This window comes from Psychromonas aquatilis, assembly GCF_038155185.1.
GTDB lineage: Bacteria > Pseudomonadota > Gammaproteobacteria > Enterobacterales > Psychromonadaceae > Psychromonas > Psychromonas aquatilis.
Genome location: NZ_JBAKAZ010000455.1, coordinates 1 through 210, shown reverse-complemented (window position 1 = coordinate 210; position 210 = coordinate 1). Strand labels below are relative to the sequence as shown.

Below are 210 nucleotides of genomic sequence, written 5' to 3'. Positions count from 1 at the left end.
GAAATTCGTAGCCAAGTTTTCAATGATTGGGTTTATGTGTTTACGCCTAAAGGCGAGGTCATCGATTTACCAGAGGGATCGACGCCACTTGATTTTGCTTATTATTTTCATAGCCAAATAGGGCATCGTTGTATTGGGGCAAATGTAGCTGACCATATCGCGCCTTTGACTTATCAATTAAAAACTGGCGATCAAGTTGAAATATTAACT

The 210-nt window shown here is 39.5% G+C and carries 1 protein-coding gene; it reads left to right on the top strand.

The window, feature by feature from the left end:
* Positions 1 to 210 (top strand): TGS domain-containing protein (locus V6256_RS16145; RefSeq protein ID WP_341599203.1); only part of this gene is annotated, 210 nt, incomplete at both ends.